The organism is Streptomyces sp. Tu6071 (assembly GCF_000213055.1).
Classification (GTDB): domain Bacteria; phylum Actinomycetota; class Actinomycetes; order Streptomycetales; family Streptomycetaceae; genus Streptomyces; species Streptomyces evansiae.
In genome coordinates, this window is the sequence record NZ_CM001165.1 from 3,517,426 (window position 1) to 3,537,582 (window position 20,157).

At 73.1% G+C, this 20,157-nt stretch carries 19 protein-coding genes; 10 read left to right on the forward strand and 9 right to left on the reverse strand.

Features of this window, described 5'->3' with window-relative positions; all coding sequences use genetic code 11:
- Window positions 1-206: 206 nt before the first annotated feature.
- The 7 genes from STTU_RS14480 to STTU_RS14505 form a co-directional block, all read right to left on the reverse strand.
- Window positions 207-494, reverse strand: coding sequence for a DUF1416 domain-containing protein (locus tag STTU_RS14480; RefSeq protein WP_007824091.1), 288 nt, complete (start codon window positions 492-494; stop codon window positions 207-209).
- Between the two features lie 70 nt (window positions 495-564).
- Window positions 565-1,410 carry a sulfurtransferase gene (locus tag STTU_RS14485; protein WP_007824093.1) on the reverse strand — a complete coding sequence of 282 codons (846 nt, stop codon included), beginning with the start codon at window positions 1,408-1,410 and terminating at the stop codon, window positions 565-567.
- A gap of 195 nt (window positions 1,411-1,605) precedes the next feature.
- Window positions 1,606-1,686 carry an Ms5788A family Cys-rich leader peptide gene (locus tag STTU_RS36195; RefSeq protein ID WP_356236317.1) on the reverse strand — a complete coding sequence of 27 codons (81 nt, stop codon included), beginning with the start codon at window positions 1,684-1,686 and terminating at the stop codon, window positions 1,606-1,608.
- Window positions 1,687-1,773: 87 nt separating this feature from the next.
- On the reverse strand, window positions 1,774-2,508 hold the full coding sequence (locus STTU_RS14490; RefSeq protein WP_007824108.1) for a DUF2993 domain-containing protein: 735 nt from the start codon (window positions 2,506-2,508) through the stop codon (window positions 1,774-1,776).
- Between the two features lie 96 nt (window positions 2,509-2,604).
- Window positions 2,605-3,969, reverse strand: a complete 1,365-nt coding sequence (locus tag STTU_RS14495) for a hypothetical protein (protein ID WP_007824111.1) — start codon at window positions 3,967-3,969, stop codon at window positions 2,605-2,607.
- A gap of 10 nt (window positions 3,970-3,979) precedes the next feature.
- Window positions 3,980-4,234, reverse strand: a complete 255-nt coding sequence (locus STTU_RS14500; protein WP_009067609.1) for a MoaD/ThiS family protein — start codon at window positions 4,232-4,234, stop codon at window positions 3,980-3,982.
- Window positions 4,235-4,277: 43 nt separating this feature from the next.
- Window positions 4,278-5,408, reverse strand: coding sequence for an alpha/beta hydrolase (locus STTU_RS14505; RefSeq protein ID WP_007824117.1), 1,131 nt, complete (start codon window positions 5,406-5,408; stop codon window positions 4,278-4,280).
- 292 nt (window positions 5,409-5,700) lie between these two features.
- Between STTU_RS14505 and STTU_RS14510 the strand changes: the two genes are divergently transcribed.
- The 10 genes from STTU_RS14510 to pstB all read left to right on the forward strand — a co-directional run bounded on the left by STTU_RS14510 (window position 5,701) and on the right by pstB (window position 17,555).
- Window positions 5,701-6,501 carry a winged helix-turn-helix transcriptional regulator gene (locus tag STTU_RS14510; protein ID WP_007824120.1) on the forward strand — a complete coding sequence of 267 codons (801 nt, stop codon included), beginning with the start codon at window positions 5,701-5,703 and terminating at the stop codon, window positions 6,499-6,501.
- A gap of 146 nt (window positions 6,502-6,647) precedes the next feature.
- Entirely contained in the window at window positions 6,648-7,670 is a 1,023-nt protein-coding gene (locus tag STTU_RS14515) for a LacI family DNA-binding transcriptional regulator (RefSeq protein ID WP_007824122.1), read from the forward strand.
- A gap of 133 nt (window positions 7,671-7,803) precedes the next feature.
- Window positions 7,804-8,874 (forward strand): S1C family serine protease, encoded by a 1,071-nt coding sequence (locus tag STTU_RS14520; RefSeq protein ID WP_007824124.1) that lies wholly within the window; start codon window positions 7,804-7,806, stop codon window positions 8,872-8,874.
- Between the two features lie 119 nt (window positions 8,875-8,993).
- Complete coding sequence (locus tag STTU_RS14525) at window positions 8,994-9,728, forward strand: response regulator transcription factor (protein ID WP_009067602.1); 735 nt, start codon at window positions 8,994-8,996, stop codon at window positions 9,726-9,728.
- Window positions 9,725-11,179, forward strand: a complete 1,455-nt coding sequence (locus tag STTU_RS14530; RefSeq protein ID WP_009067601.1) for a HAMP domain-containing sensor histidine kinase — start codon at window positions 9,725-9,727, stop codon at window positions 11,177-11,179. Before STTU_RS14525 ends, STTU_RS14530 begins: the two co-directional genes overlap by 4 nt.
- A 149-nt stretch (window positions 11,180-11,328) precedes the next feature.
- Window positions 11,329-12,768, forward strand: a complete 1,440-nt coding sequence (locus STTU_RS14535) for a DUF2993 domain-containing protein (protein WP_043255215.1) — start codon at window positions 11,329-11,331, stop codon at window positions 12,766-12,768.
- 470 nt (window positions 12,769-13,238) lie between these two features.
- Complete coding sequence (gene pstS, locus STTU_RS14540; protein WP_007824131.1) at window positions 13,239-14,393, forward strand: phosphate ABC transporter substrate-binding protein PstS; 1,155 nt, start codon at window positions 13,239-13,241, stop codon at window positions 14,391-14,393.
- 122 nt (window positions 14,394-14,515) lie between these two features.
- Window positions 14,516-15,568, forward strand: coding sequence for a phosphate ABC transporter permease subunit PstC (pstC, locus tag STTU_RS14545; RefSeq protein ID WP_007824134.1), 1,053 nt, complete (start codon window positions 14,516-14,518; stop codon window positions 15,566-15,568).
- Window positions 15,565-16,674 (forward strand): phosphate ABC transporter permease PstA, encoded by a 1,110-nt coding sequence (gene pstA, locus STTU_RS14550; protein WP_043255217.1) that lies wholly within the window; start codon window positions 15,565-15,567, stop codon window positions 16,672-16,674. The genes pstC and pstA overlap by 4 nt, the downstream gene beginning before the upstream one ends.
- 104 nt (window positions 16,675-16,778) lie before the next feature.
- Window positions 16,779-17,555, forward strand: coding sequence for a phosphate ABC transporter ATP-binding protein PstB (gene pstB / locus STTU_RS14555; protein ID WP_007824138.1), 777 nt, complete (start codon window positions 16,779-16,781; stop codon window positions 17,553-17,555).
- Between the two features lie 423 nt (window positions 17,556-17,978).
- Here pstB and STTU_RS14560 read toward each other — a convergent pair whose 3' ends face one another.
- Together STTU_RS14560 and STTU_RS14565 are read right to left on the reverse strand one after the other, a co-directional pair.
- Window positions 17,979-18,986 (reverse strand): SDR family NAD(P)-dependent oxidoreductase, encoded by a 1,008-nt coding sequence (locus tag STTU_RS14560; RefSeq protein WP_007824139.1) that lies wholly within the window; start codon window positions 18,984-18,986, stop codon window positions 17,979-17,981.
- A 172-nt stretch (window positions 18,987-19,158) separates the two neighbouring features.
- On the reverse strand, window positions 19,159-20,157 hold the full coding sequence (locus STTU_RS14565; RefSeq protein ID WP_043255219.1) for an inorganic phosphate transporter: 999 nt from the start codon (window positions 20,155-20,157) through the stop codon (window positions 19,159-19,161).

Sequence of the window (20,157 nt, forward strand, 5' to 3'; positions counted from 1 at the left end):
CGGGCCCCCGGACGGCGCGAAGGGCCGTGCCCGGACTGTCAGGAAGCGTCCAACCCCCTGGGGCACGGCCCTCCGGCCGACTCGTGGCCCCCGCGCGTCACCCGCGGGGGCCGTACCGCCTGCTCAAGACCGCTCGGACCGCTCGGCCGACCCGGACCGCTCAGCCGACCCGGACCGCTCAGTCCGCTCGGCCGGGCTCAGCCCGCTCAGACCGCGATCGCGACCTCCGCGAGCCCGCCCTGCTGCGCGACGACGGTACGGTCCGCCGTGGCGCCGGGGACGAGGGCGCGCACGGTCCAGGTCCCCTCGGCCGCGTAGAAGCGGAACTGCCCGGTCGCGGAGGTCGGGACCTCGGCGGTGAACTCGCCCGTCGAGTCGAGGAGCCGCACGTACCCGGCGACGGGCTCGCCGTCGCGGGTCACCTGCCCCTGGATCGTCGTCTCACCGGGCTTGATCGTCGAGGCGTCGGGGCCGCCGGCCTTCGCTCCACACATGAACTACTCCTGTAGCGGGTCGGGGTGGGTGGTACGTGAGGACCACGCGGGAGTGCGTGGTCCCCGGGGACTACTTCGCGGCGCCGAGCTCGATCGGCACGCCGACGAGGCTGCCGTACTCGGTCCAGGAACCGTCGTAGTTGCGGACGTTCGGGACCTCGAGCAGCTCGTGCAGGACGAACCACGTGAGGGCCGAGCGCTCGCCGATGCGGCAGTAGGCGATCGTGTCCTTGTCGAGGTCGACCTGCTCCTCGGCGTAGAGGGCCTTCAGCTCTTCGTCCGACTTGAAGGTGCCGTCGTCGTTGGCGTTCTTCGACCACGGGATGTTGCGGGCGCTCGGCACGTGGCCCGGACGCTGCGACTGCTCCTGCGGCAGGTGCGCGGGGGCGAGCAGCTTGCCGCTGAACTCGTCGGGCGAGCGCACGTCGACGAGGTTCTCGGCGCCGATCGCGCTGACGACGTCCTCGCGGAAGGCGCGGATCGAGGTGTCCTGCGCCCGCGCGGTGTACGTCGTCGCCGGGCGGGCCGGGACCTCGGAGCCGTCGACGAGGTCGCGGGAGTCCAGCTCCCACTTCTTGCGCCCGCCGTCGAGGAGCTTGACGTCCTGGTGGCCGTAGAGCTTGAAGTACCAGTACGCGTAGCTCGCGAACCAGTTGTTGTTGCCACCGTAGAGGACGACGGTGTCGTCGTTCGCGATGCCGCGCGCGGAGAGCAGCTTCTCGAAGCCCTCCTGGTCGATGAAGTCGCGGCGCACCGGGTCCTGGAGGTCCGTCTTCCAGTCGATCTTGACGGCGTTCTTGATGTGGTTCTTGTCGTAGGCCGAGGTGTCCTCGTCGACCTCGACGACGACCACCTTCGGGTCGTCGATGTGGGCCTCGACCCAGTCGGCGTCGACCAGGACGTCACTGCGGCTCATACTCTTCTCCTCCGTCGTGCGGGATGCGGGCGGGCTGTGCCCGGCAGGGGTGCGCGAAGTGCGGGATGTACGGGGCGGTGCGGCCGTACGGGCGGGAGCGCGGATCGCGCGGGAGGGGCGGGGCCGGAGGCGTCGCGCACTGTTGTCGCGTACGGCTTCGGGGCCCTCGGAACGGGATCGCGGCCCGCGCGGGCGTCAGGAAAGGCGACAGAGCATGGCGGCGACGCGGCACAGGTCCACTGCCCGCCGCTTCGTGAGGTCCGCCTGGTGCGTCATGGGAACGATCGTAGGGACCGATTCCGGGACATGTCACCGTCCGTTCGCATGATGAGACGATGTCGTCCGCCATGCGGGCATCGCAGCTCAGCGCGCGTCCTCGCGCAGGTCGAGGTCCTTCCCCGAGAACCGCACGCGCATGCCGTCGCTCGCGGCCCGTACGGAGTCCAGGCGCAGCCCTTCGGGCAGGTCGCTGACCTTCTGCTCGATGTCGAGGGCCTGCCCGGCCTTGCCGGGCAGCGGGATGCCGAGGTCGGGGAGGCTGTCGGCGTGGAGGACGAAGCGGTCGCCGCCCTTGAGCGAGACGGTGCACAGCACGGTGAAGGCCCCCGGGAGTTCGTGGCCGAGGACGCTGCCCTCGACGCCGACGGCGATCCGGCCCTTGCCGCCGTCCTTGAGCGAGGCGACCTTCGCGGTGACGCCGGAGGCGACGGGTATCTCCTCGCCGCCGAGGGACTTCACGAGGTCCCGGTACGAGATCCGGGCGCTCCCGGACACGTTCTCGACCCGCGCCCGCTCGTAGTCGTCCTCGAACCGCACCCCGCGCAGCGCGGCATCGATCCGCGCGACCCTGACCCGCCCCTGCTCGGTCCGCGCCCGGTACCCGTCCATGCGGACATCGACGCGCTCCATCCGCCCGGAGACGACCTGCGTGAGGAACGGGAACCCCCGGATGCCCACGTCGGCGCTCTCGACGCCCTCCCGCTCCTGGACCCGCTCGGCGGCCTCCGCCTCGGCCCGGTGGTGCGCCCACCGGTCGGCGAGAAGACCGCCCCCACCGAGGAGGACGACGAGCACGACGACTATTCGCAGAAGACGCATGACGAACGGTTACCCCCAGGATTCATCCGACCCGCCACCCAATCCGGACCGCGCACCAGTCGGGCCGCATCAGAATCGAGCCGCTCCGGCAGCGGTTCACGCCACAAGCGCCCCGAGCCACCACACGACCGGCGCCGCCACGGCCAACGGCAGAGCGACCCCCGCCGTCATGTGCACGAACCGCGACGGGTAGTCGTACGAGGCCACCCGGTGCCCCACCACCGCACAGAGCGCCGCCGCGAGCCCGACCACCGCGCCCGCCCCGGCCCCCAGGCCGCCGACCGCCCCGCCGAGTACGCCCGCCACGACCCCCACGACGACCGCCGCGAGGAAGGACGCGGGCAGCGGCAACCGCACGCCGCGCGCCACGATCGCCCCCGCCACCCCGAGGGCCCCGGCGACCACGGCCCCCGAGTCCGCCGCGAGGAACCCCGCCCCGCACACGGCGAGCGCGGAGGAGACGACGGTCGCCATGAGCCCGTACAGCCGCTCGTCCGGCGAGGCGTGGCTGCGCAGTTGGAGCACGACGCACAGCAGCACCCACACCCCGGCCGCGCCGATGATCGCGCCGGGCCCGGAGTCGGCCGAGAGGACCCCGATGTCGGCGACGACCCCGCCGAGGAAGGCGAGCGCGATGCCCTGCCGCGCGGGCCACATCCCGTTGAGCCGGAACCACCCGGCGGCCGTGACGGCCTGGAGCACGACGAGCGGCAGGAGCAGCGCGTACGAGCCGAGCGCCGCGCCGCCCGCGAGGAGCAGCGCGAGCGCGGCGGTGAGCGCGGCGGGCTGCGTCCCGGGATAGATGATCGGCGAGCGGCCCTCGGCGCGGGCGCGCTGCGCGTCGGAGATCCGCGTGTTCCCGGCGAGCGTCGCGGGCCCGAAGCCGGGTCCGGCCCCCGCCGGGGCGGCGAGGGGCTCCGCGGGAGCGGCAAGAGGCTCCGCGGGAGCGGCGGCCGGCACGGGCGGTTCCGTCACCGGCGCGGCGGGCGGCACGGGCGAGGGTCCGGGCGGCGGCGTGTACGCCCCGTACGCGTACCCCTGCTCCGGCCCCTGCCCCTGCTGCCCGTACGTCTCCGGCTGCCCGTACGCCGCGAAGCCGGGTCCGCCCTGCGGGAGACCGGTCCCGCCCTGCGAGACGTAGGGATCGCTCCCGTACGGTCCCGGCGAAGGCTCCTCGTACGGGACGGGCGGGGCGGCCTGGGCGGGCGGGACGAACGGAGCGGGCGGGGCGGGCCGGACGGGCTCGGCGGGCGGCACGGGCGGGAGGTACGCCGTCGCCTCGGCCGCCGACTCGGGCGGCACCACCGGCTGCACGGAGGTCTCCCAGGTCGGCGCCTGCCAGGTCTGGGTCTGCTGCATGTCGCCCTGCTGCTGCCCCTGTCCGGGCTGCTCGCCGGTGGGCCACTGCTCCTGGGGCCGGGGCTGCGCGGGCCCGTAGGGGTCGTACGGCTGATTGCTCATGGTGTGGGGTTCACCCTCCTGCGAACGGCGGGAGCACCTCGACCGTGCCGCCCTCGGCCAGACGTACCGTCTCATGCGGACGGCTCCCGACGGGATTCCCGTCGACGAGGAAGGAGGAGCGGTCCAGGACCCGGACCAGCTCTCCCGGATGGCGGACGCGGACCGCCGTCAGGGCCTCCGCGAGCGTCGTCGCCTCGTACGGCTCCTCGGCGGTCCCGGCCGCGGCCTTCGCCGCCGCCCAGTACCGCACCGTGCCCACTGCCACGCCGCGCCCCTCTCCGCTCCACCCCGCACGCGCGGGGCTCCCATCATGCCCCGGCCCCGCCCCCGGTCCGCTCCGCCCACCGCCACAGCCGCCCGAGCAGCGCCTCGTCCGTCGCGTTCTCCGCGTGCCCCATCCCGCGCTCGATCCACAGCTCGCCGTGCGTCCCCGCGGCCCGCTGGAGCGCGCGCGGGTGGTCGAGCGGGAAGTAGGGGTCGCGGTCGCCGTGCACGAGCAGCAGCGGCACGGGGGCGATGTACGGGGCGAGCGCGGTCGGCGAGAGCGGTACGGGGTCCCAGTCGCCCGGCCTGATCCGGGTCCGGAAGCCGAGCCGTCCCACGGTGCGCCCGAGCCGCCGGGTCACGAGCCAGTGCAGGCGCCGCATGGGCGCCGTACCCCGGTAGTACCAGCGGGCCGGGGAGCTGACGGCGATGACGAGATCGGTGCGGTCGGCGCGGCCCCCGGCGAAGACGAGGCGGTCGGCCTCGGAGAGGGGCACGGGGAGGGCGGCGGGCGCGACGGGGGGTACGGGTCCGGAGCCCGGTCCCGGCGGGGCTTGCGGCCCGGCGGGGGCCTCCGGAGCGGTTTCCGCCCCCTGTGCCCCGCCCCGCGCTTCTGTGCGCCCCTCGTTCGTACCGGGCGCCGTTCCCCCCGCGAGGGGCGCCGCTCCGGCCGTGCCGGGCGCCGCTCCGGCCGTGCCCGGCCCCGTTCCGCGCGCCGTTCCGGGCGCTTCCGCCCTCAGCCGCGCGAGCCCGTGCAGGCCCGCGTGGCGCAGGACGACGGAGCCGCCCATCGAGAATCCGAGCGTGATGACGCGGCTGTGTCCGAGCGAACGCGCCCAGGTGACGGCGGCGGCGAGGTCGAGCACCTCGCTGTCGCCCACCGTCGAACGGCCCCCGGAGCGCCCGTGGCCCCGGAAGGAGAAGGTGACGACCGCCGCGTGGCGGGCGAGGGCGTGCGCGGCGCGCCGGACGTGGGGCCGGTCCAGATCGCCCGTGAAGCCGTGCGCGAGGACGACGACGGGTCCCCCGACCGGCCCTGGACCCGGCTCGTACGCCGCGTCGATCCGTACCCCGTCGGCCGCCCGCAGACTGGCGCGCGCCCTGCGCGGGCCGTGCGCCCCGGCCCCCTCCGTGACCGGTCCTACAGGTCCGGAACCTGCCGTCGTCGCGCTCATGTGGGCTATTCTCCTCGGCAGAGGACCTGGGCAGCGAAGCCCCCGGGTCCTTTCGTGCTTTCCGGCGCGTTGTATACGACCGGCCCCCACCGGGTGTGTACACCGGGCCGCGAGGGCACGGGGCTCCCCGGGGACGCGGGGGCCCGCGGCTTCCCCGTACGAAGAAGTGCCGCATATCCCGGCCGCTCACCGGCCGGGGACCCATCGGTACCGAGGAGGAACCTGTGATGGGCGAGCGAGACGCACACCATTCCAGCCGGCCCCGCACGACCACGGAGGCAGGTGGCCTCCGATGAGTTCCCTGCTCCTCCTGACCAACGCCCTCCAGCCGTCCACGGAGGTCCTGCCCGCGCTGGGCCTGCTCCTGCACAACGTCCGCGTCGCGCCCGCCGAGGGGCCCGCGCTCGTGGACACCCCGGGCGCCGACGTGATCCTCGTCGACGGCCGCCGCGACCTGCCGCAGGTGCGCTCCCTGTGCCAGCTCCTGCGGTCCACCGGGCCCGGTTGTCCCCTCCTGCTCGTCGTCACCGAGGGCGGCCTCGCGGCCGTCACGGCGGACTGGGGCGTCGACGACGTCCTCCTCGACACGGCGGGCCCCGCCGAGGTCGAGGCGCGGCTGCGGCTCGCGACGGGCCGCCGCCAGAACGCCGCCGACGACAGCCCCATGGAGATCCGCAACGGCGACCTCTCCGTCGACGAGGCCACCTACAGCGCGAAGCTCAAGGGCAGGGTCCTCGACCTGACCTTCAAGGAGTTCGAGCTGCTCAAGTACCTCGCGCAGCACCCGGGGCGCGTCTTCACGCGCGCCCAGCTGCTGCAGGAGGTGTGGGGGTACGACTACTTCGGCGGCACCCGCACCGTGGACGTCCACGTGCGGCGGCTGCGCGCCAAGCTCGGCCCCGAGCACGAATCCCTCATCGGCACTGTCCGCAATGTGGGATACCGCTTCGTGACTCCTGAGAAGCCGGAACGCGAACGGACGGAGAAGAGCGCCGCCGGGCCGTCCGTGGCGGATGGGGCCGCGAGCGCGCGGGACGAGGCCGACGCCGCCGAGAAGAGCGAGGTCAGGGCCACGGCCCCGGCCAAGAGCTGAACCGCTCCGCGTCCCCGTGGTGGGGGCGGCCCTCCGGTCTCCTCCGGAAGGCCGCCCCCACCACGGGGGTTTACGTCCTTTTTGCGCTCCCGGGCGGTCCTCTCCGGGCCCTGGGCAGCGCTTTCACCCCGCGTAGACTGCCCGGCGTGGCCAAGGTGACGCGGGACGACGTGGCGCGGCGGGCGGGGACTTCGACCGCCGTCGTGAGCTACGTCATCAACAACGGACCCCGGCCGGTCGCCCCGGCAACACGCGAGCGGGTGCTCGCCGCGATCAAGGAGCTGGGCTACCGGCCCGACCGGGTCGCGCAGGCGATGGCCTCGCGCCGCACCGACCTCATAGGGCTCATCGTGCCGGACGCGCGCCAGCCGTTCTTCGCGGAGATGGCGCACGCGGTCGAACAGGCGGCCTCCGAGCGCGGGAAGATGGTCCTGGTCGGCAACTCGGACTACGCGGACGCCCGCGAGGTCCACTACCTGCGGGCCTTCCTCGGGATGCGCGTCGCGGGGCTCATCCTCGTCTCGCAGGGGCCGAGCGAGACCGCCGCCGCCGAGATCGACGCGTGGGACGCGCGGATCGTGCTGCTGCACCGCCGCCCCTCCCCGATCGACGACGTCGCGGTCGTCACCGACGACGTCGGCGGAGCGCAGCTCGCGACCCGCCACCTCCTGGAACACGGCGCCCCCTACGTGGCCTGCCTCGGCGGTACGGAGCAGACCCCGGCCGAGGGCGACCCGGTCTCGGACCACATCGAGGGCTGGCGCCGCGCGATGACGGAGGCGGGCCTGCCGACCGAGGGCCGCCTCTTCCAGAGCCCGTACAACCGCTACGACGCCTACAAGGTCGGCCTCGAACTCCTCGCGGGCCCGGACCGGCCCCCGGCCCTCGTCTGCGCGACGGACGACCAGGCGATCGGCATCCTGCGCGCGGCCCGCGAACTGCGCATCGACGTCCCCGGCGAACTCGCGGTGGCGGGCTTCGACGACGTCAAGGAGGCGGCCCTCACCGACCCGCCCCTGACCACGGTCGCCTCCGACCGCACGGCGATGGCCCGCGCGGCCGTCGACCTCGTCCTCGACGACGCCCTCCGCGTCACCTCCCCCCGCCGCGAACGGCTGAAGGTGTACCCGTCCCGACTGGTGATCCGACGCTCGTGCGGGTGCCACTGACACCTGCGGCGCCGGCCCGGAAGCGGTGACGGACGCGGACGGGGCACACCTTTACATCGGGCAAACAGGCTTCTGCCGTCCTTCTCAGTCCCGTCTCAGGGACCTCTCATGATCCGCGGACACGCTGGGACACATGACCGAGAACTCGTACGGCCCCAGCACCCCGTCCGCAGCGAACCCGGCCTCGTACCCGCCGCCGCCCGCGTACGAGCCCGATCCCTACGCCTACCCGGTCGAGTCCCCCGCGGCCCCGGCCCGCTCCCGCAGGCGGCTCCGGCTGCGCGGGCCCGGCGGCATCCTCACGGCCGTCGCGGTCGCCGCCGCGGTGGTCGGCGGCGCCACCTCGTACGGGCTCCAGCAGCTCGGCGGCGGCGACGGCGGCAACACCGTCACGACGGTGAGCGGCACGACGGTCTCCGAGTCGAGCAAGGGCACGGTCGCGGGCGTCGCCTCCGCCGTGAGCCCCGCCGTCGTCGAGATCAGCGCCACCTCGAACGCGGGCCAGTCGACGGGCGCGGGCGTCGTCATCACGTCGAACGGCGAGATCGTCACCAACAACCACGTCATCTCCGGCGCCCAGCAGATCAAGGTCGCGCTGAAGAACGGCAAGAGCTACACCGCCGAGGTCGTCGGCACGGACAGCTCGAAGGACCTCGCGCTCATCAAGCTGAAGAACGCCTCGGGCCTCAAGGCCGCGACGCTCGGCAACTCCGACAACCTCCAGGTCGGCGACAACGTCGTGGCGATCGGCTCCCCCGAGGGCCTGAGCGGCACCGTGACCAGCGGCATCGTCTCGGCGCTCGACCGCGACGTCACGGTCGCGAAGGAGAGCGGCGGCTCGCAGAGCCAGAGCCAGAGCCAGGGCCAGGGCCAGGGCCGGCAGGGCCAGGGCTTCGGGAGCGGCGGCGACGACTCGTGGCCCTTCCAGTTCGGCGGCGAGCAGTTCAACGGCGACACGGGCGACAGCACGACCACGTACAAGGCGATCCAGACCGACGCCTCGCTCAACCCGGGCAACTCGGGCGGCGCCCTCATCGACATGAACGGCGCGATCGTCGGCATCAACTCGGCGATGTACTCGGCCGCGTCGAGCGGCGGTCAGTCCTCCTCCTCGGACGCCGGCAGCGTCGGCCTCGGCTTCGCGATCCCCGTCAACACCGTGAAGGCCGACCTGGCCAAGCTGCGCTCCGGCGCACAGGACTGAACGGCCCGCCCGGCCCCTGGCGTGGCAGGCTGGGCGCCGTCGTCACCGGCGCGTACACCGTGACGACCCCGCGCACCCACCCGCGCACAGGAACCGAGCAGACCGAGGAGCAGGAAGCGATGAGTCCGCAGGAAGGCGACCGCGAGCAGCGGCAGCAGCGCATCCTCGTCGTGGACGACGAACCCGCCGTCCGGGAGGCGCTGCGCCGCTCGCTCGTCTTCGAGGGGTACGGCGTCGAGGTCGCGGCCGACGGGCACGAAGCCCTCCAGAAGGCCGCCGCGACCCCGCCGGACCTCGTCGTCCTGGACATCCAGATGCCCGGCATGGACGGCCTCACCGCCGCCCGCCGCCTGCGCGCCACCGGCTCGACCGTGCCCGTCCTGATGCTCACCGCGCGCGACACGGTCGGCGACCGCGTGACCGGTCTCGACGCCGGGGCCGACGACTACCTCGTCAAGCCCTTCGAGCTGGACGAGCTGTTCGCCCGCATCCGCGCCCTGCTGCGCCGCTCCTCGTACGCGGTCGCGCAGCAGGCCGCCGACGACGAGGAGACCCTGGCCTTCGGCGACCTGCGCATGAACCTCGCGACGCGCGAGGTGACGCGCGGGGGCCGCGCCGTCGAGCTGACCCGTACCGAGTTCACGCTCCTGGAGATGTTCCTCGCCCACCCGCGCCAGGTCCTCACGCGCGAGCAGATCCTCAAGACCGTGTGGGGCTTCGACTTCGAGCCGTCCTCCAACTCCCTCGACGTCTACGTCATGTATCTGCGCCGCAAGACGGAGGCGGGCGGGGAGCCGCGCCTCGTGCACACCGTGCGCGGCGTCGGCTACGTGCTGCGCGGCGGCGGCGAGTGAACCGCGTCGTCCGCCGCTTCCGCGCGCTCCCGCTGCGCTCGCGGCTGTCCCTCCTGTCGGCCGCCGCCGTGGCCCTCGCGGTCGCCGCCGTGTCGGTGACCTGCTGGTTCCTCGTCCGCGGCAAGCTGTACGACGAGGTCGACTCGCAGCTCAAGGACCAGGCGGGCCGGGTGCACCTGTCGTGGGTGCAGACGGTCGCGGGCCCCTGCAACTCCGAGCCGCCCGCGCAGGACTCCTCGCAGCGCCCGCCGTCCGCGCCGATGTACCTCCAGATCGTGAGCGTCGACTCCGACCACCCGTGCGTGGCCGACGGCTCGACGGGCGTCGTGCGCGTCACCGCCGCCGACCGCGACCTCGCCGCCGACCCCGAGGGCCGTCGCCCGCAGACCCGCGACGGCACCACGACGGACGGCCGCGACGTGCGCGTCCTGACCCTCCCGGTCGCGCTGAACAGCCAGCAGTTGCTCGCCGGGCGCGCCGTGCAGATCGCCGTCCCGCTCAAGGACACCCGCGACACGCTCAACGAACTCGCGCTGATCCTGCTCCTCGTCTCCGGCGTCGGCGTCATCGGCGCGGGGGCCGCCGGGCTGTGGGTCGCGCGGACGGGGCTGCGCCCGGTGGACGATCTGAGCCGCGCCGCCGAGCACATCGCGCGCACCGAGGACCTCACGACCCGTATCCCCGTCGAGGGGGACGACGAGATCGCGCGCCTGTCGCGCTCGTTCAACAGCATGACGGCCTCGCTCGCGGCCTCGCACGAGCTGCAACGCCAGCTCATCGCGGACGCGGGCCACGAGCTGCGCACCCCGCTGACCTCGCTGCGCACCAACATCGAACTCCTCGTCCGCAGCGAGCAGACGGGCCGCGCGATCCCGCCGGACGACCGCCGCGAACTGCTCGAATCGGTCAAGGCGCAGATGACGGAACTCGCCGCTCTCATCGGCGACCTCCAGGAGCTGTCCCGGCCGGACGCGCGCCAGCAGGGGCCCCTGGAGATCGTCGGTCTGCACGACGTCGCCGAGACGGCGCTCGCCCGCGCGCGGCTGCGCGGCCCGCACCTGACGATCGACGCCGAGCTGGGCCCGTGGTTCGTGCGCGCGCACCGGGCCCCGCTGGAGCGCGCCGTGGTCAACATCCTGGACAACGCGGTGAAGTTCAGCCCGGAGGGCGGTGTGATCCGCGTCCGCCTGGAGCGCGGCGCGCTGACGGTGCGCGACCACGGGCCCGGCATCCCCGCCGAGGACCTGCCGCACGTCTTCGACCGCTTCTGGCGCTCGCCCTCCGCCCGCTCCCTCCCCGGCTCGGGCCTCGGCCTGTCGATCGTCGCCCGCACGGTGCAGGACGTGGGCGGTACGGTCACGCTCGCCCCGGCCCCGGACGGCGAGCCCGGCACTCTCGCGACGATCACCATCCCGGGGGCTCCGGTCCGCCCGCCGGGGGAGGCGGAGTAGCGGCGACGGCCCCGCCGCGCGGATTCGGCCATGGTTCCGTACGAGCCGCGAAGACCTCGTGACGACTCCGCGCACAAGCACCCGGCATATGCGGACAACGGGGGAAGCGCACTTGCGACCGCCACCCGCCGCTGTGGTGGACTGCGCCGATGCGTTCCCCCCACCGCATGACCGACCGCACCACCCCTGACCACCCGTCCGAGCCCGCGCACGAGCCCCCCACCCCGGACACGCGGCGGCTGGAAACCGTCCCCGGTCCGTACGGGCACCAGGCCGCTCCGGCTCCGTACGGGCACCAGGCCGCTCCCGGTCCGTACGAGCGCCAGGCCGCCCCCGGTCCGTACGAGTCCCGGACCGCTCCCGCTCCCTGCGAGCGCCCGGCCGCCCCCCATCCGTACGGGGGCCGCGCGGCTCCGAACCCGTACGAGGAGCTCGGCGAGCTGGCCGGGCCGCTGGACGACTTCCTCCGTCCCGAGGAGCCGCCGTTCGCGGGCGCGGACGACGAGGGGGCGCCCTGGTCCGCGCCCGACCACCGCCGCAGGCCCCGCCTCTTCTTCCGCTTCGCGGGCATCCCCTTCGCGCTCAAGGCGGTCATCGCGCTCGTCACGCTGCTCGCCTTCCTCGCGCTCGGCGACCGCTGGGCCGTGCTGTACGCGGAGCACACGGCGGCGGAGAAGCTGAAGGACGCGATGCACCTGGAGGCGACGCCCGAGGTGAGCATCGGGGGGTTCCCGTTCGTCACACAGGTGCTCGGCAAGCACCTCGGCTCGGTCACGGTGACGGTCCCGGACGTGGCGGCCGACCGCGTCTCGCTCGCGAAGGTCAGCGCGACGGCCGACGACATCCGTCTCAGCGGGGATCTGCCGACGAGCCTGAAGGGCGCGTTCGCGGGCAAGGTGCGCGGCGAGGTGCTGCTCTCCTTCGACGACCTCAACCGCGAACTCGGCGCCAGTCAGGTCACCTTCTCCGGCACCGGCCGTGACCGCGTCCTCGCGCGCGGCACGCTCCCGGTCGCGGGCCACGACGTACGGGTACGGGCCGACGCCCGCATCACGCGCGACGGCGCCCGGGGCATCCGCACGGAGATCGGCGGCATCCGGCTCAGCCTGGGCGACCTGGCCACGTTCCGGCCGGGCACGGGTCCGGCGGACGGGCTGCACCTGACCGAGAAGAGCGCGCAGGCGCTGCGCGAACAGACCGCGAAGGTGAAGGCGCTCTTCGGGGTGCGCGAGATCACCCGCCGCCTCGGCGTCCCGCCCTCGGCGGTCGGCGCCGCGCTGCGCAGCGACGACAAGCTGCACGAGGTGACGGGCACGCCCCGTTTCGTCCACGACCTCATGCGGATCAACCTCGTCGACGCGGCCCTCGACCACCCCGAGCTCCTGCGCCGCCTCGGTCTCGACCCCGGGCTCCTCACCTCGCTCTCCACCCTCACCCGCCCCCAGCTCGCCGACCGGCTCACCCTCGGCTTCCACCTCCCCGAGCTGCCGACGCAGACGGGGGACGTCAACCTCTCCGACGTCCGGGTGACGAAGGAGGGCATCCACGTCCGTCTGGAGGGGGACGGCGTGGGGGTGAGCACGAAGTAACGGGGCGGGGCTGGGCGCCGAGCAGGGCGGGACGCGGGCTCAGCGCCGGGCGGGGCGGGGCGGGACGCGGGGCATCACCCCCCAGCCCCGCCAGACCGCCGCCCCGGTCGGCGCCACGCCCCGGGCTCGCGCCTGGCCGCCGCCCCCGGTCGGCGCCACGCCCCCGGACCACGTCCCGCCAGAGCCCTGACCGCGTCCCGCCAGAGCCCCGTACCGCACCCCACCCGGTCCCCCGCCCCACTCCCCCTCCCGTCGGCGAACCGTCGGCGACCCGTTCGCGAACCGCCCGCGACCTGCCCCGCCAGGGGCAACCCGCCATACCTTCACGGTTCAACTCCCGTTCACTCTTCCCGGAACGCCTGGTCACTTCCGCTGCCTACTTTCGGCCTCACGAGGTTCGCAAAGACCCCGACCAAGCCACCGCCGAGCCCTTCCGCAGGGTCCCGGCTCCCGGAAGGAACACCCCAACAGTGAAGCTTCAGCGCAAGAACCGGCTGCGGGCGCTCTCCCTCGGCGTCGTCGCCGTGTCCGGCGCCCTGGCCCTCACGGCGTGCGGCTCGGACGACACGAGCAGCGGCCCCGGCAACGGCGACACGAGCAAGGACAGCTCGGCCGCCGCCGCGCCCTCCTCGTCCTCGGACATCGACTGCTCGGACGCCAAGGGCGAGCTGCTCGCCTCGGGGTCCAGCGCGCAGCAGAACGCGATCGACGCCTGGGTGAAGAGCTTTACGGCCGCGTGCAAGGACGTGCGGATCAACTACTCCCCGGACGGCTCGGGCGCCGGTGTGACCGCCTTCCTCCAGGGCCGTACCGCCTTCGCCGGCTCGGACTCCGCGCTCAAGCCGGAGGAGATCACCAAGTCCGCCGACGTCTGCAAGGACTCGCAGGCCATCGACCTGCCCATGGTCGGCGGCCCCATCGCGATCGGCTACAACGTCCCGGGCGTCGACAACCTCGTCCTCGACGCGAAGACCCTCGCGCACATCTTCGACGGCAAGATCTCCACCTGGAACGACAAGGAGATCAAGGCCCTCAACCCGGACGCGAAGCTCCCGTCCACGAAGATCCAGGCGTTCCACCGCTCGGACGAGTCCGGCACGACGGACAACTTCACGAAGTACCTGAAGGCCGTCGCCCCCGGTGACTGGAAGTACGAGGGCGGCAAGGCGTGGCAGGCCAAGGGCGGCCAGTCCGCCCAGGGCTCCTCCGGCCTCGCGCAGCAGGTCAAGCAGACGGCCGGCGCGATCTCGTACTTCGAGCTGTCCTACGCGACCGACGGCATCAAGACCGTCGACATCAAGACGAAGGCCGCCGAGCCGGTCAAGGCCACGACGGAGAACGCCTCGAAGGCGATCGCCGCCGCTAAGGTCGCCGGCAAGGGCAAGGACCTCGCCCTGGAGCTGGACTACAACCCCTCCGCCGACGGCGCCTACCCGATCACCCTCGTGACGTACGAGATCGCCTGCGAGAAGGGCAACAAGGCGGAGAGCCTGCCCGCCACGAAGTCCTTCCTCAACTACATCGCGAGCGAGGACGGCCAGGGCCAGCTCGCCGACGCCGGCTACGCCCCGATCCCGGACGCGATCATCGCCAAGGTCCGCGAGACCATCACCTCCCTCAGCTGACCCCGCGTGCGGGCGGCCCCCACCGGGCCGCCCGCACCGTCCGGTGCACCGCCGCCAGCAAGCCCCCTCCCCCGTGAGACGTGATCCTCGCCGGGAGCGGGTCCGCAGACCGGAGAAACCCCATGGACATACCCACGACCCCCGCCCCCGGCGGCCCGCCCGCCGCCCCACCGACTCCCGCAGCCCCGCAGCCCGGCCCCGTCCGTCCGAAGGACGACGGCAGGAGGGCGGAGCCCGGGAAGGCGCGCGGTTCCCGCCACCTCGGCGACCGCGTCTTCCTCGGCCTCTCGCGCGGCTCCGGCATCCTCCTCCTCGTCGTGATGGCGGCCATCGCCGTCTTCCTCGCCTACCGTTCCTCGCTGATCCTCACGAAGAACCACGGCAACTTCTTCACGACCTTCGAGTGGAACCCGACCGCGATGCCGCCGGTCTTCGGCATCGCCGTGCTCGCCTTCGGCACGGTCGTCTCCTCGGTCATCGCGATGGCCCTCGCCGTGCCCGTCTCGGTCGGCATCGCGCTCTTCCTCACGCACTACGCCCCCCGCGCCGCGCGCGGCCCCATCAGCTACGTCATCGACCTGCTCGCCGCCGTGCCGTCGATCGTGTACGGACTCTGGGGCGCCCTCGTCCTCGTGCCGCACCTCAACGGGCTCTTCGGCTGGCTCGACCAGTACCTCGGCTGGACCGGGATCTTCTCCTGGCAGGGCGGCGCGCCGCGCTCACTCCTGACCGTCGGCATCCTGCTCGCGATCATGATCCTGCCGATCGTGACCAACGTGAGCCGCGAGGTCTTCCGGCAGGTCCCGCAGGCGCACGAGGAGGCCGCGCTCGCGCTCGGCGCGACGCGCTGGGAGGTGGTCCGCACCGCGGTCCTGCCCTTCGGCCGCTCCGGCGTGATCTCCGCGTCGATGCTCGGCCTCGGCCGCGCGCTCGGCGAGACGATGGCCGTCGCGACCGTGCTCTCGCCGGGCTTCACCATCCAGTCGAGCCTCCTCGACCCGGGCGGCGGCACCTTCGCGCAGAACATCGCGAGCAAGTTCAGCGAGGCCAGCGTCGAGGGCCGTGACGCGCTCATCGCCTCCGGGCTCGTCCTCTTCGTCATCACGCTCCTCGTCAACGGAGCCGCGCGGGCCATCATCGCCCGCCGCAAGGAGTACTCGGGGGCCGACGCATGAGCCACGACCAGAACCCGGCGGGCGGCCAGTCCGCGCCGCAGCACACGGGCACGCACGGACGGAGCGAGCGGACCGGTTCGCTGCGGGCCGCGCGCCTGCCCCGCTGGTCCGACCTCGCCGTCGCCGCCGCCTCGGTCCTCCTCGCGTGCCTCGTCGGCGTCGCGGCCGGACTCGACTCGAAGGTGCAGTGGGGCCTGATCGCCGCGCTCCTCTTCGTCTTCGGCGGCTACGCGCTCGCCGCCCGCGTCGAGGGCCGCCGCCAGGCGAAGGACCGCCTCGTCACGAGCGTCGTCTGGGTGGCCTTCCTCGCCGCCTTCATCCCGCTCGCCTCGCTCGTGTGGGAGACCGTCAAGCGCGGCGTGAAGGTCCTGGACCCGTACTTCCTGACGCACTCGATGGTCAACATCAGCTCGATGGACGAGGGCGGCGGCATCTACCACGCGATCGTCGGCTCGGTCGAGCAGGTCGGCCTCGCGACGGTCATGGCCGCGCCCGTGGGGCTGCTCACCGCCGTCTACCTCGTCGAGTACGGACGCGGGAAGCTCGCCAAGACGGTCACCTTCTTCGTCGACGTCATGACGGGCATCCCGTCGATCGTCGCGGGCCTGTTCATCCTGAGCCTGATGCTCCTCCTCAAGGCGGAGCCCTTCGGCTTCGCCGGCTCCCTCGCGCTGGCGATCCTGATGATCCCGGTCGTCGTCCGCTCGACGGAGGAGATGCTGAAGCTCGTGCCGAACGAGCTGCGCGAGGCGTCCCTCGCGCTCGGCGTGCCGAAGTGGCGCACGATCCTGAAGGTCGTGCTGCCCACGTCGATCGGCGGCATCACGACCGGCGTCATGCTCGCGATCGCGCGTATCGCGGGCGAGACCGCGCCCGTCCTGCTCCTGGTCTGGGGTTCCTCGTACATCAACATGGACCCCTTCCACGGCGGCCAGTCCTCCCTGCCGCTGTACATCTACCAGCAGTACGCGACGAGCGGCGGCTACGGAGCCTCCTACGACCGCGCCTGGGCGGCGGCCCTCACGCTGATCGCCTTCGTGATGGTCCTCAACCTGGCGGCCCGCGCGCTCGCCCGGTGGAAGGCCCCCCAGTCCTCCGGTCGCTGACCACGCAGACCTCCGGTCGCCGAGGCGGCCGTTCCCCGGGGGCGTGGTGAGCGCCCCCCGCGCGCCCGGCCCGGCGCGCCCCGTACGAAAGAAGCAGTGAACCCATGGCCAAGCGCATCGATGTCAGCGGACTGACCGCGTACTACGGGGCCCACAAGGCGATCGAGGACATCTCGATGACCGTCGAGCCCCGCTCCGTCACGGCCTTCATCGGCCCCTCGGGCTGCGGCAAGTCCACCTTCCTGCGGACCCTGAACCGGATGCACGAGGTGACCCCGGGCGGTCGCGTCGAGGGCAAGGTCCTCCTGGACGACGAGGACCTGTACGGGAACCAGGTCGACCCGGTCGCGGTACGCCGCACGATCGGCATGGTCTTCCAGCGCCCGAACCCCTTCCCGACGATGTCGATCTTCGACAACGTCGCGGCGGGCCTCAAGCTCAACGGCTCCTACAAGAAGTCCGAGCTGAACGACGTCGTCGAGAAGTCGCTCCAGGGCGCCAACCTCTGGAACGAGGTCAAGGACCGCCTCAACAAGCCGGGCGCGGGCCTCTCCGGCGGCCAGCAGCAGCGCCTGTGCATCGCGCGGGCGATCGCGGTCGAGCCGCAGGTCCTCCTCATGGACGAGCCCTGCTCGGCGCTCGACCCGATCTCGACGCTCGCGATCGAGGACCTGATAGGCGAGCTGAAGGAACGCTTCACCATCGTGATCGTCACGCACAACATGCAGCAGGCGGCGCGCGTCTCGGACCGCACGGCCTTCTTCAACCTCTCGGCGGTGGGCCAGCCCGGCCGCCTCATCGAGATCGACGACACCCAGCGGATCTTCTCCAACCCCTCGGTCCAGGCGACGGAGGACTACATCTCGGGCCGCTTCGGCTGAGCCGCCGGCCCACCGGACCCCTTCGCGGTGCTGCATGGCGGTGCCACCACGGAGGACACGAGGAGCCCGCCCCGACGACAGGCCGGGGCGGGCTCTTCCCTGCGGGGGGCGTCTCGTACGGGGCGGATCGCGGGGCGGATCGCGGGGCGGGCGAGCCGTTCGCGGGGCGGGAGCGCCGTTCGCGGAGCCGGAGGGCCGTTCGCGGGGCGGGAGAGCCGTTCGCGGAGCCGGAGGGCCTTCGCGGGGCCGGCGGGCCTCGTGCCTGGCGCGGGCCTCGTAGGCGGCGAGCGGGCCTCTCCGGTGGCGGGCGGGCCTTGTACGTGGCGAGCCAGGTGCGGGCCGGGGCAGGAGTCGGCGCCGCCCGGTCTCCGGCGTCGGCCCGGCGCGGGCCCGGCGCGGACCCCGGGCGGCTCAGCGACCGGCTCAGCGGGCGAGCATCTGCTCCGTCAGCTCCCACAGCCTCCGCGCCGCCTCGGGGTCGATCGAGTCGGGGTGGACCTCGGCGGGGATGCTGTCGGCGGTGAGCGGCCGGTCCTCCCCGTCCACGACGGACACCTCGCAGTCTTTCAGGTACACGCCGCCGATCCCGTCGAGCAGCGGGCTCGCGGCGGCGAAGACGACGGTGGCCGCCCCCTGAGCGGGCGTCTTCTTCCCGGTCTCGGGATCGATGACGGGCCTGCCCTCCTCGTCCAGGAGCCCCTGCGCCCGGTACGCCTCCCGGTCCTCGGGACGGTTGTTGAGACTCGTCCCGATCACGACCCCCGGGTGCACGGCGTACCCCCGCACGCCCCCGGCGGCCCAGCGCCGGTCCAGCTCGACGGCGAAGAGCACGTTGGCGCGCTTGGCCTGCGCGTAGGCGGCACCGGGGTGGTAGCCGGTCGTGAAGTCGGGGTCGTCCCAGCGGATCGCCCCCATCCGCTGCGCGCCGGAGGACACGTTGACGACCCGCGCCCCTCGCGCGGCGCGCAGCAGGGGGAGCAGCCCGAGGGTGAGCCGGAAGGGCCCGAGGTGACTCGTCGCGAACTGGATCTCGTGCCCGTCCGCGTCGAGGGTCCGCTCGGCGGGCGGGGCGACGGCGGCGCAGTTGACGAGCACGTCGACGGGCCGCCCGGCGGCGAGCCGCCGCCCGACGAACGCGTCCACGGACCCCGGGTCGACGAGATCGAGCCGGTCGACCTCCACCCCGGCGATCCCCGCGACCTTCTCCGCGGCCCGCTCCGGACTCCGCGCCCCGACCAGCACCTCCACCCCGGCCCCCGCGAGCGCCCGCGTCACCTCGAACCCGATCCCCTGGTGCCCCCCGGTGACCACCACGCTCCTCCCCCGCAGATCGACCCCCGCAAGCACCTCCCCCGCGGTGGCGGCGGCCCCGAAGGGCGAACCGATGGGGTGCTGCTGAGACGACCACGACTGCTGCGACTGCTGCGACATGGGAACACGCCTTCCCGATCGAAACGGAACCTCGTTCCGCCCACTGTACGGAACAGGGTTCCGTTTCGCGAACGGCGCCGGGCGGGGGACAACGCAAAAGGCGCCCCCCGCAGAGGGAGGCGCCTTGGCGGCGGGGGCGGGGACGAGACCCCGCACACCCGAGATCACGAGGTCACAAGAACAGGAAGTTCACGACCCAGAACGACACCGCCGCCACGATCGCCGCCGCCGGCATCGTGATGAACCAGCCGAGCACGATGTTCTTCGCGACGCCCCACCGCACCGCGTTGACCCGCTTCGTCGCGCCGACGCCCATGATCGCCGAGGTGATCACGTGGGTCGTCGAGATGGGCGCGTGGAAGAGGAACGCGGTCGTGAACATGATCGACGCGCCGGTCGTCTCGGCGGCGAAGCCCTGCGGCGGGTCCAACTCGATGATCTTGCGGCCGAGCGTGCGCATGATGCGCCAGCCACCCGCGTACGTACCGAGCGAGAGCATGAGCGCACAGGCGATCTTGACCCACACCGGGATCGCGTCGCCCTGGTCCTCGACATCGGCGATGACGAGCGCGAGCACGACGATGCCCATCGTCTTCTGCGCGTCCTGGAGCCCGTGCCCGAGCGCCATCGCGGCGGCCGAGACGGTCTGCGCGATACGGAAACCGCGCTTGGCCCGGTGCGGGTTCGACTTGCGGAACAGCCACAGGATCGCGCACATCACGAGGTAGCCGACGACGAGACCGACGAGCGGCGAGAGGAACATCGGGATGACGATCTTGTCGATCACCCCGGACCACATGACCCCGATCCCGCCCGCGAGCGCCGCCCCGACCATCCCGCCGAACAGCGCGTGCGAGGACGAGGAAGGCAGCCCGAAGTACCAGGTCACGAGGTTCCACACGACCGCGCCCACGAGCGCGGCGAACAGGATCCACATCCCCTTGTCGCCGTGCGGGGTGTCGATGATGCCCTCGCTGACCGTCTTCGCGACGCCGTTGCCGAGGAAGGCACCGGCGAGGTTCATGACGGCGGCCATCGCGAGCGCCGCGCGCGGCGTGAGCGCCCGGGTCGAGACGGAGGTCGCGATCGCGTTCGCGGAGTCGTGGAAGCCGTTGGTGTAGGTGAAGGCGAACGCGACCAGGACGGTCACGACCAAAGCAAAGGTGTCCAC